The organism is Ramlibacter sp. bp-362, from assembly GCF_054956735.1.
Genome location: NZ_JBUDXE010000010.1, coordinates 184,836 through 195,123, shown reverse-complemented (window position 1 = coordinate 195,123; position 10,288 = coordinate 184,836). Strand labels below are relative to the sequence as shown.

General features: G+C 68.6%; 12 protein-coding genes. 7 read left to right on the top strand and 5 right to left on the bottom strand.

Translation table 11 applies throughout. The features are described 5' to 3' along the window. Positions 1-102: 102 nt before the first annotated feature. The 3 genes from ilvC to ACY0MJ_RS16070 all read right to left on the bottom strand — a co-directional run bounded on the left by ilvC (position 103) and on the right by ACY0MJ_RS16070 (position 3,630). Positions 103-1,119, bottom strand: a complete 1,017-nt coding sequence (gene ilvC / locus ACY0MJ_RS16080; RefSeq protein WP_462639517.1) for a ketol-acid reductoisomerase — start codon at positions 1,117-1,119, stop codon at positions 103-105. Between the two features lie 35 nt (positions 1,120-1,154). Further along, positions 1,155-1,646, bottom strand: a complete 492-nt coding sequence (gene ilvN, locus ACY0MJ_RS16075) for an acetolactate synthase small subunit (protein ID WP_462639516.1) — start codon at positions 1,644-1,646, stop codon at positions 1,155-1,157. Between the two features lie 208 nt (positions 1,647-1,854). Next, positions 1,855-3,630, bottom strand: a complete 1,776-nt coding sequence (locus ACY0MJ_RS16070; RefSeq protein ID WP_462639515.1) for an acetolactate synthase 3 catalytic subunit — start codon at positions 3,628-3,630, stop codon at positions 1,855-1,857. Positions 3,631-3,840: 210 nt separating this feature from the next. Here ACY0MJ_RS16070 and ACY0MJ_RS16065 point away from each other — a divergent pair, with 210 nt between their 5' ends. The 6 genes from ACY0MJ_RS16065 to ACY0MJ_RS16040 are packed head-to-tail and all read left to right on the top strand — an operon-like array spanning position 3,841 to position 7,010. Next, complete coding sequence (locus ACY0MJ_RS16065; RefSeq protein WP_462639514.1) at positions 3,841-4,407, top strand: RNA polymerase sigma factor; 567 nt, start codon at positions 3,841-3,843, stop codon at positions 4,405-4,407. Beyond that, positions 4,404-4,817, top strand: a complete 414-nt coding sequence (locus ACY0MJ_RS16060) for a DUF3619 family protein (protein ID WP_462639513.1) — start codon at positions 4,404-4,406, stop codon at positions 4,815-4,817. The genes ACY0MJ_RS16065 and ACY0MJ_RS16060 overlap by 4 nt, the downstream gene beginning before the upstream one ends. A 14-nt stretch (positions 4,818-4,831) precedes the next feature. Beyond that, positions 4,832-5,506, top strand: coding sequence for a DUF3106 domain-containing protein (locus ACY0MJ_RS16055; RefSeq protein WP_462639512.1), 675 nt, complete (start codon positions 4,832-4,834; stop codon positions 5,504-5,506). Continuing rightward, entirely contained in the window at positions 5,503-6,000 is a 498-nt protein-coding gene (locus tag ACY0MJ_RS16050; RefSeq protein WP_462639511.1) for an RDD family protein, read from the top strand. Before ACY0MJ_RS16055 ends, ACY0MJ_RS16050 begins: the two co-directional genes overlap by 4 nt. 15 nt (positions 6,001-6,015) lie before the next feature. Further along, positions 6,016-6,426 carry a diacylglycerol kinase gene (locus ACY0MJ_RS16045; protein WP_462639510.1) on the top strand — a complete coding sequence of 137 codons (411 nt, stop codon included), beginning with the start codon at positions 6,016-6,018 and terminating at the stop codon, positions 6,424-6,426. After that, positions 6,423-7,010 (top strand): LOG family protein, encoded by a 588-nt coding sequence (locus tag ACY0MJ_RS16040; protein WP_462639509.1) that lies wholly within the window; start codon positions 6,423-6,425, stop codon positions 7,008-7,010. Before ACY0MJ_RS16045 ends, ACY0MJ_RS16040 begins: the two co-directional genes overlap by 4 nt. Before the next feature lie 36 nt (positions 7,011-7,046). Here the strand turns inward: ACY0MJ_RS16040 and ACY0MJ_RS16035 are convergent, their stop codons facing one another. Both ACY0MJ_RS16035 and ACY0MJ_RS16030 read right to left on the bottom strand, forming a co-directional pair. Then, positions 7,047-7,385, bottom strand: coding sequence for a P-II family nitrogen regulator (locus tag ACY0MJ_RS16035; protein ID WP_462639508.1), 339 nt, complete (start codon positions 7,383-7,385; stop codon positions 7,047-7,049). 17 nt (positions 7,386-7,402) lie between these two features. Beyond that, positions 7,403-9,067 carry an NAD+ synthase gene (locus tag ACY0MJ_RS16030; RefSeq protein WP_462639507.1) on the bottom strand — a complete coding sequence of 555 codons (1,665 nt, stop codon included), beginning with the start codon at positions 9,065-9,067 and terminating at the stop codon, positions 7,403-7,405. A gap of 6 nt (positions 9,068-9,073) precedes the next feature. On the opposite strand from ACY0MJ_RS16030, the gene ACY0MJ_RS16025 reads away from it, so the two are divergent. Then, positions 9,074-10,234 carry a GNAT family N-acetyltransferase gene (locus ACY0MJ_RS16025; RefSeq protein WP_462639506.1) on the top strand — a complete coding sequence of 387 codons (1,161 nt, stop codon included), beginning with the start codon at positions 9,074-9,076 and terminating at the stop codon, positions 10,232-10,234. Positions 10,235-10,288: the final 54 nt, after the last annotated feature.

The window sequence follows — 10,288 nt, the reverse complement described above, 5'->3', positions numbered from 1 at the left end:
CGACACCGACAGGCGATCCACGACGCGCTTCAGCCGGGGTTATTTCGGTGACCCGAAGGGTTTCCGGACAGCAGTGCGCCTCCGCGGGGATGACGGAGCTTGTCAGTTCCTGGTCTGGTCCACCAGCTTGTTCTTCTTGATCCAGGGCATCATCGCGCGCAGCTGCTCGCCGACCACCTCGATGGAGCTCTCGGCGTTCAGGCGGCGGCGGGACTGCAGCGTCGGGGCGCCGGCGCGGTTTTCCAGGATGAAGCTCTTGGCGTATTCGCCGGTCTGGATGTCCTTCAGCGCCTGCTTCATCGCCTTGCGCGTCTCGTCGGTGATGATCTTCGGGCCGGTGACGTACTCGCCGTACTCCGCGTTGTTGGAGATCGAGTAGTTCATGTTCGCGATGCCGCCTTCGTAGATCAGGTCCACGATCAGCTTCAGCTCGTGCAGGCACTCGAAGTAGGCCATCTCGGGCGCGTAGCCGGCTTCCACCAGCGTCTCGTAGCCGGCCTTGATCAGTTCCACGGTGCCGCCGCACAGCACGGCCTGCTCGCCGAACAGGTCGGTCTCGGTCTCCTCGCGGAAGTTGGTCTCGATGATGCCGGCCTTGCCGCCGCCGTTGGCCATCGCGTACGACAGCGCCAGGTCGCGCGCGCGGCCCGACTTGTCGGCGTGCACGGCCACCAGGTGGGGCACGCCGCCGCCCTGGGTGTAGGTGCTGCGCACGGTGTGGCCCGGGGCCTTGGGCGCGACCATCCACACGTCGAGGTCGGCGCGCGGCACGACCTGGCCGTAGTGCACGTTGAAGCCGTGCGCGAAGGCGAGCGAGGCGCCCTGGCGGATGTTCGGCTCCACGTCGTTCCTGTAGACGGTGGCGATCTGCTCGTCGGGCAGCAGGATCATCACGACGTCGGCGGACTTCACCGCCTCGGCCACTTCGGCGACCTTCAGGCCGGCCTTCTCCACCTTGGGCCAGCTCGCGCCGCCCTTGCGCAGGCCGACGATGACCTTGACGCCGCTGTCGTTCAGGTTCTGCGCGTGCGCGTGGCCTTGCGAGCCGTAGCCGATGATGGCGACCGTCTTGCCCTTGATCAGGCTCAGGTCGCAGTCCTTGTCGTAATAGACCTTCATGGTTCTCTCCGGGGGTGAAATTCAGGGTTGCTTGTTCAGACGCGCAGGATCCGCTCGCCGCGGCCGATGCCGCTGGCGCCGGTGCGCACGGTTTCCAGGATCGCGCCGCGGTCGATCGCCTGCAGGAAGGCGTCGTTCTTGGCCTGGTCGCCGGTCAGCTCGATGGTGTAGCTCTTGTCGGTGACGTCGATGACGCGGCCGCGGAAGATGTCCGCCATGCGCTTCATCTCCTCGCGCTCCTTGCCCACCGCGCGCACCTTCACCATCATGAGCTCGCGCTCGGTGTAGCTGCCCTCGGTGAGGTCGACCACCTTCACCACCTCGATCAGGCGGTTCAGGTGCTTGGTGATCTGCTCGATCACGTCGTCGGAGCCGGCCGTGGTGATGGTCATGCGCGACAGCGAGGCGTCCTCGGTCGGCGCCACGGTGAGCGACTCGATGTTGTAGCCGCGGGCCGAGAACAGGGCCACGACACGGGAAAGTGCGCCGGGTTCGTTCTCCAGCAGCACGGCGATGATGTGCTTCATGATGATTCCTCTTTTCGCCGCCCTCCCCCGTCGCCGGTAAGCGGCGGGCTTGGCGGGCAATAGATTCGTCTAATTCGGGAGCGGACTTCCGGACGCAAAGGTCGCAGAGGTTCCGCAAAAGTCGCAAAAGAAGTCCTTCAAAATTTTCTTCTGCCTTTTTGCGACTTTTGCGTAATCTTCGCGTCCTTTGCGTCCGGCTGTTCAGGCCTTAAAGATCCTCGGATCCGAGCAGCATCTGCGTGATGCCCGCGCCGGCCTTCACCATCGGCCAGACGTTTTCGGTCGGGTCGGTGCGGAAGTCCATGAACACGGTGCGGTCCTTCAGCTTGCGGGCTTCGCGCAGCGCCGGCTCCACGTCGGCGGGCTTCTCGATCAGCATGCCTACGTGGCCATAGGCCTCGGCCAGCTTCACGAAGTTGGGCAGCGCGTCCATGTAGCTCTGGCTGTAGCGGCCCTCGTAATCGAGCTGCTGCCACTGGCGCACCATGCCCAGGTAGCGGTTGTTCAGCGAGATGATCTTGATCGGCGTCTTGTACTGCAGGCAGGTCGACAGCTCCTGGATGCACATCTGCACCGAGCCCTCGCCCGTCACGCAGTACACCTCGGAGTCCGGCTTCGCCAGCTTGATGCCCATGGCATAGGGGATGCCCACGCCCATCGTGCCGAGGCCGCCGGAGTTGATCCAGCGGCGCGGCTCCTGGAACTTGTAGAACTGCGCGGCCCACATCTGGTGCTGGCCGACGTCGGACGTGATGTACGTGTCGGCGTCCTGGGTCAGGTTCCACAGCGTCTCGATCACGTGCTGCGGCTTGATCACGTCGCGGTTGGCGCGGTCGTAGCGCAGGCAGTCCTTGGAGCGCCAGCCGTCGATGGTGGCCCACCAGGCGCGCAGCGCGTCGGCGTCGGGCTTCAGCCCCGATTCCTTCACCTGCGCCAGCAGCTCCGCCAGCACTTCCTTCACGTCGCCGACGATCGGGATGTCGACCTTCACCCGCTTGGAGATGCTGGAAGGATCGACGTCGATGTGGATGATCTTGCGTTCGCTCGCCCCGAAGTGCTTGGGGTTGCCGATCACGCGGTCGTCGAAGCGCGCGCCAACGGCCAGCAGCACGTCGCAGTTCTGCATCGCGTTGTTGGCCTCGATCGTGCCGTGCATGCCCAGCATGCCCAGGAACTTCGGGTCCGTGCCGGAGATGGAGCCCAGCCCCATCAGCGTGTTGGTGCAGGGATAGCCCAGGAGGTCGGCCAGCGCCCGCAGTTCGGCGCTGCCGTTGCCCAGGACCACGCCGCCGCCGGCGTAGATGTAGGGCCGCTTGGCCGCCAGCAGCAGCTGCAGCGCCTTGCGGATCTGGCCGCTGTGGCCCTTGCGCACGGGGTTGTACGAGCGCATCTCCACCTTGTCCGGGTAGCCGGTCCAGGCGGTCTTGTTGAAGGAGACGTCCTTCGGGATGTCCACCACCACCGGGCCGGGGCGGCCGCTGCGGGCGATGTGGAAGGCCTTCTTCATCACGCCGGCGAGGTCGCGCACGTCCTTCACCAGGAAGTTGTGCTTGACGATGGGCCGCGTGATGCCGACGGTGTCGCACTCCTGGAAGGCGTCCAGGCCGATCGCGGCCGTGGGCACCTGCCCGGTGACGATCACCATCGGGATCGAATCCATGTAGGCGGTGGCGATGCCGGTGACGGCATTCGTGACGCCGGGGCCGGAGGTCACCAGGGCGACGCCGACGTCGCCCGTGGCGCGCGCATAGCCGTCGGCCGCGTGCACCGCCGCCTGCTCGTGGCGCACCAGCACGTGCTGGATGGTGTCCTGCTTGTAGAAGGCGTCGTAGATGTGCAGCACCGCGCCGCCCGGATAGCCCCAGACGTACTTGACGCCTTCGGACTGGAGGGACTTGACGAGGATTTCGGCGCCGCGGAGGTCCTGGGACTGGCCTGCCGTCGCGGCGGCCGCGGAGCTCAGCTCCGTGCGGGAGATTTCCATGATCAACCTTTCGGGTTTCGACTTCGAACCTTGGGGTGCCCCTTCGCCAGCCCTCGTGAGGCCGCGTCGGGACTTGGAGCACCTGGCCATGGGCGGGCGCGTCGCACCGCCGGACCAGGACTCGTTTGCCTGTGACTTGCAGCCGTCATTATCGCACCGCAACAGGCTTGTTGCTCAGCCGCGCCGCGCCGGATGCCATAATTTCCGACCTTGGCAACCGAACGCGAACTTTCCGACTTCCTGGTCAGCGTCGAGAAGCGCGCCTTCAAGCGCACCGTCTACCACGTGCGCGACGAGGAATCGGCCCTGGACATCGTGCAGGACAGCATGATGAAGCTCGCCGAACACTACGGCGACAAGCCGGCCAACGAGCTGCCGATGCTGTTCCAGCGCATCCTGTCCAACTGCACGCTGGACTGGTTCCGACGGCAGAAGACGCGCAATGCGCTGTTCTCGAACCTGAGCGACTTCGAATCCGCGTCCGACGACGGGGATTTCGACCTGCTGGAAACTTATTCCTCGCCTGAGCAGTCCCAGCAGGTCGAAAGCGCGGAAGATTCCACGCGCAGGGCCCAGGTCCTGCGGGAGATCGAGGGAGAGATCATGGAGCTGCCCGCCCGTCAACGCGAGGCCTTTCTGATGCGTTACTGGGAGGACATGGACGTGGCCGAGACCGCCGCGGCCATGGGCTGCTCGGAAGGCAGTGTCAAGACACACTGCTCCCGGGCCGTCGCGGCCCTCAGCAAGGCACTGAAGGCAAAGGGAATTCAACTATGACCACCACGGACCCACTGCGCGCCTCGGCGGCCGACCAGTTCGGCCGCGCGGTCGCCATGCGCCTGGACAGCGGCGCCGACGAGCTGCCCTACGAAGTGCGGGAGCGCCTGCGCGCGGCGCGCGTGCGCGCCCTCGCCGCCCGCAAGCAACCCGAAGTCGCCCCGGTCGTCGTCGGCCGTGGCGGCGCCGCCACGCTCGGCGGCGAACGCAGCTGGTGGAACCGCCTCGCCTCCGTGGTGCCGCTGCTCGTGCTCGCGGCCGGCCTGGTGCTGATCTACAACTTCCAGAGCGACCGCCGCGCCACCGAGCTGGCCGAGGTCGACGCCGCCCTGCTCACCGACGAACTGCCGCCGGCCGCCTACGCCGACCCCGGCTTCCTCCAGTTCCTGAAGACGGGCGGCGCCGATTGACCCGGGGCCGCCTGATGACGGTCTCGCGTCGCACCCTCTGCACGGGCCTGCTGGCCGCCCTGGCCGCCGCCGGCGTGGCCTGGGCCGCTGAACAGGCGCCCGTGCCCGACCCTGCCCTGTCCGTGGCGCAGGCCGGCAAGCCCTCGGTGTCCACGCAGGCGCCGGCGCGCCCGGCCCACGTGCGCACGGCGCCGCCCACCCGGCCGGAAGCGCCCCCCACCTGGGCCGAGCTCACGCCGCAGCAGCAGCGGTCGCTGGCGCCGCTGGCCGCCAGCTGGCGGCAGCTGCGCAAGTCGCACAAGGAAAAGTGGATCGCCCTCTCGGCGAACTACCCCACCATGCCCGCGGGCGAGCAGGCGCGCCTGCACAGCCGCATGCGCGAGTGGGCGGCGCTGTCGCCTCAGCAGCGCACGCTCGCGCGCCTGAACTTCGTCGAGGCGCAGCGGGTCGCGCCCGACGACAAGCGCGCCAAGTGGGAGGCCTACCAGGCCCTCTCGCCCGAGGAAAAGCGCAAGCTCGCCGCCCGCGCGCCGGCCAAGCCCGCCGCGCCCCCCACGGCGATGGCGGTGGAGCCGGTGCCGCAGCAGAAGCTGACGCGCATCCCGCGCAAGAAGCCCGGCACGCCGCCGCGCCCCGCGGTGGACAGCAACACCCTGCTGCCGCAGCCCAAGGCGGGCGTCCAGCCTTGACGTCCGACGATCCCCTGGCGGCGCCCGGCCTGCGCCGGCGCATGGCGTGCTGGCTGTACGAAGCGCTCCTGCTGTTCGCGGTGGGCCTGATCGCCACACTGGTGTTCTCCGTCGCCATCGACATGCGCAGCGGCATCGATCCGCGCCGCTGGCTGCTGCAGGTCTTCCTGGCCGTGGTGTTCGGCGTGTACTTCACGTTCTTCTGGTCCAGGGGCCAGACGCTGGCGATGAAGACCTGGCGCATCGCCGTGCGCGACCGCCATGGCCGGCCGCTGACGCAGGGGCGCGCCTTCCTGCGCTACGTCTACTGCTCGATCTGGGTGCTGCCGCCGCTGGCCGCGCTCGCCTCGCGCCACTTCACGCTGTGGCAGCTCGCGGGCATCTTCTTCGGCTGGGTGGCCCTCTGGGCGTGGCTCAGCCAGTTCCATCCGCAGCGCCAGTTCTGGCACGACGAGCTGGCGGGCACGCGGCTGGTCGACGTCGCCGGGCGGTAGGCGAGAATCGGGCCGATGGCTCCCCAGGACGAAGCGCTCCCCTCCGAGCCGGCGAACCCGCAGAAGGGCCGCACCGGGTTCGACCGCATGTGGCACGCCGCCGGCTACTCGCTCGCGGGCCTGCGCGCCGGCTGGGCGGAGGCGGCGTTCCGGCTGGAGGCCTGCCTGGCCTTCGTGATGCTGCCGCTGGCCTTCTGGGTCGGCGCCAGCTGGGTCGAGGTGGCGCTGCTCGCTTCCTCCGTGCTGCTGGTGCTGGTGGTGGAACTGCTCAACTCCGGCATCGAGGCCGCCATCGACCGCATCGGCCCCGAGCGCCATCCCCTGTCCAAGCGCGCCAAGGACATGGGCAGCGCCGCGGTGTTCCTCTCCCTCTTCATCGCCGGCGGCATCTGGGCCGCGGCGCTGTGGCGCTTCTTCTTCGCATGACCCCCAACTTCTCGCTCTGCGTCTACTGCGGCTCGCGTCCCGGCGCCGATCCGCGCTTCGCCCAGGTGGCGGCCGAGGTCGGCCGCTGGATCGGCCGCTACGGCGGCCAGCTGGTCTACGGCGGCGGCAACAACGGCCTGATGGGCGTGCTGGCCGACGCCGCGCTGGCGGCCGGCGCGCGCGTCGTCGGCATCATCCCGCACTCGATGGTGGAGCGCGAATGGGCCAAGCGCGACTGCACCGAGCTGCACGTCGTCGACAACATGCACCAGCGCAAGTCGATGATGGCCGAGCGCGCCGACGCCTTCCTGGCCCTGCCGGGCGGCATCGGCACCTTCGAGGAGTTCTTCGAGGCCTGGAGCTGGCGCATGCTGCAGTTCCACCGCAAGCCGGTGGGGCTGCTGGACCAGGACGGCTACTACGCGGGCCTGCTGCAGTTCCTGCGCCAGAGCGTGGGCCACGGCTTCATGAACGAGGCGCAGATGGAGCTGCTGACGGTGGGCACCGAGCCGGACGCGCTGCTGCGCGAGCTGGTGCAGGGCGCGGGCATCGAGCCGCACCCGGTGGACGTGTCGCAGATCTGACGGGCAGCGGTGGGGTTCGCTGCGCTCACCGCCACCCTACACAGCGGACTCGTCGATCTCGCCGGTGCGGATGCGCACGATGCGCTCCACGGTGGTCACGAAGATCTTGCCGTCGCCGATCTTGCCGGTGCGGGCGGCCTTGATGATGGCGTCGACGCAGCGCTCCACGTCGTCGTCCTTCACCACCACCTCCACCTTCACCTTGGGCAGGAAGTCCACCACGTATTCGGCGCCCCGGTACAGCTCGGTGTGGCCCTTCTGGCGGCCGAAGCCCTTGACCTCGGTGACCGTGAGGCCGGTCACCCCGCACTCGGCCAGCCCTTCCCGGACCTCCTCCAGCTTGAAAGGCTTGACGATGGCGGTGATCTGTTTCATGGACTCTCCAGGGTTCTTCAGGCGCGGAACTTGCCGGTAATAGGATAGCGCCAATCCTTGCCGAAGCCGCGGTGCGTCACGCGGATGCCGACGGGCGCCTGCCGGCGCTTGTATTCGTTGATGCGCACCAGCCGCGCCACCCGCTCCACGATGGCCCGGTCGAAGCCGGCGGCGACGATCTCGTCCACCCCCTGGTCGTTCTCCATGTAGCGCGAGAGGATGCCGTCCAGGATCTCGTAGGGCGGCAGGCTGTCCTGGTCCACCTGGTCCGGCCGCAGTTCGGCGCTGGGCGGGCGGGTGATGATCCGCTCGGGGATCGGGCTGGCGCCGGTGCCGTACGGGTCGTTCGCGTTGCGCCAGCGCGCCAGCCGGAAGACCACGGTCTTCAGCACGTCCTTGATCACCGCGAAGCCGCCGGCCATGTCGCCGTACAGCGTGCAGTAGCCGGTGGCCATCTCGCTCTTGTTGCCGGTGGTCAGCACGATGCTGCCGAACTTGTTCGACAGCGCCATCAGCAGCACGCCGCGGATGCGCGCCTGGATGTTCTCCTCGGTCGTGTCCTCCGGCAGCCCGGCGAATTCCTGCGCCAGCGCCTGGCGGAAGGATTCGAACATGGGCTTGATCGAGATCTCGTCGTAGCGCACCTTCAGGCGCTTCGCCATCTCCGCCGCGTCGATCCAGGAAATGTCCGCGGTGTAGGGCGAGGGCATCATCACCGTGCGCACCTTGTCGGCGCCGAGCGCGTCGACGGCGATCGCCAGCACCAGGGCCGAATCGATGCCGCCCGACAGCCCGAGCAGCACGCCGGGGAAGCCGTTCTTGCCTATGTAGTCCCGCACGCCCAGCACCAGCGCGTGCCACAGCTCCGCGTCGCCGTCGGGCTGCGCCGCCATGGGGCCGGACAGGCGCACGCCGTCGGGCCCGTCCTCGGCGCGGACGTAGAACAGCTCCTCGCGGAAGGCCGGGGCGAGCGCCGCCAGGCTGCCGTCCGCGTTGACGGCAAAGGAGGCGCCGTCGAACACCACCTCGTCCTGCCCGCCCACGAGGTGCGAATACACCAGCGGCAGGCCGACGTCCTGCGCGCGGTCGGCCATGCGCGCCGCCCGCTCGCTGCTCTTGCCGGCGTGGAAGGGCGAAGCGTTGGGCACCACCAGCAGCTGCGCGCCGGAAGCGCGGGCGAGCTGCGCCGGCTCGGGGAACCACGCGTCCTCGCAGATCATCAGGCCGACGTTGATGCCCTCGACCTGGAACACGCAGGTGCCCTGCCCGCGCGTGAAGTAGCGGTATTCGTCGAACACCTGGTAGTTCGGCAGCTCGCGCTTGGCGTAGGTTTCCAGGATGCGCCCTTCGCTCAGCACGCTCGCGGCGTTGTAGCGCTGCTGCACCTGCACCGACTTGCCGCGGATCGCGGTGCCGTGCGGATGACCCACCACGACGTGCAGGCCGGGCAACCCCGCGAGTTCGCGGGCCACCGTTTTCACGGCATCATCGCAGGCGGCGATGAAGGCCGGCCGCAGCAGCAGGTCCTCGGCGGGATAGCCGCAGATGGAGAGTTCGGGCGTCACCACGAGGCGCGCGCCCTGCTCGTAGGCCGTGCGCGCCGCGGCGATGATCTTTTGCGCGTTGCCCGCCATGTCGCCGACGGTGACGTTCAGCTGGGCCGTACAGATTGTGAGTGCCATTTAGACGTGCCAGACCTCTCGAACGATTATGTCACCCGCCTCGTCGCGTCCCCGTCGGACATCGACGCGAGCGCGTGGAACGCCCTGCTCGCGCTGGCGGGCGGCTCGCCGTTCGTGCGGCACGAGTACCTGGCGGCGATGCACGAGAGCGGCAGCGCCGTGCGCGACACCGGCTGGGCGCCGCAGTTCCTCACGCTCTGGCGCGAGGGCGAACTGGAGGCGGCCTGCCCGCTGTACCTGAAGAGCCATTCCTACGGCGAGTACGTGTTCGACTGGGCCTGGGCCAACGCCTACGAGCAGCACGGCCTGCGCTACTACCCGAAGGCACTGACGGCCGTGCCGTTCACGCCGGTGCCGGGGCCGCGGCTGCTGGCGCGCGACGCCGCCGCGCGCGCGGCGCTGGTGCGCGCGGTGCTGGCCTGGTGCAGGCAGAAGAAGGTCTCGTCGTGGCACGTGCTGTTCGCCAGCGACGAGGACGTGGCGGCCTTGAGCGCGGCGGGGATGATGCTGCGCCACACCGTGCAGTTCCACTGGCTGAACGCGGGTTACGCGGACTTCGACGCCTTCCTCGCCAGCCTGAACCAGGAGAAGCGCAAGAAGATCCGGCAGGAGCGGCGCAAGGTCGCCGAGGCGGGCGTCACCTTCCGGCATGCGCAGGGCGCGGCGATCGCGCCGGCCGACTGGGACTTCTTCTACCGCTGCTACGAGCGAACCTACCTCGAGCACGGCAACGCGCCCTACCTCACGCGCGACTTCTTCCGGCGCATGGCGGCCACGATGCCGGAGAACTGGCTGCTGTTCATCGCGGAGCGCCGCGGCAAGCCCATCGCCAGCAGCCTGATCGGCATCGCCGGCGGCGTTGCCTTCGGCCGCTACTGGGGCGCGCTGGAGCGCGTGGACTGCCTGCACTTCGAGGCCTGCTACTACCAGCCGCTCGCGTGGTGCATCGCCCACGGCGTGCAGCGCTTCGAGGGCGGCGCACAGGGCGAGCACAAGATGGCCCGGGCGCTGATGCCGGTGAAGACGACCAGCGCGCACTGGCTGGCGCATCCGGCGTTCGCGGATGCGGTGGAGCAGTTCCTGGTGCGCGAAGGCCGGGGGATCGAGAACTACATGGAGCACCTCGAGGCGCGCTCGCCGTTCCGGCACCGTCCGGGCGAGTCGTAGGCCCGTTGGTGGGGTTCGCCTTGCTCACCACCACCCTACGCAATCCGCACCCCG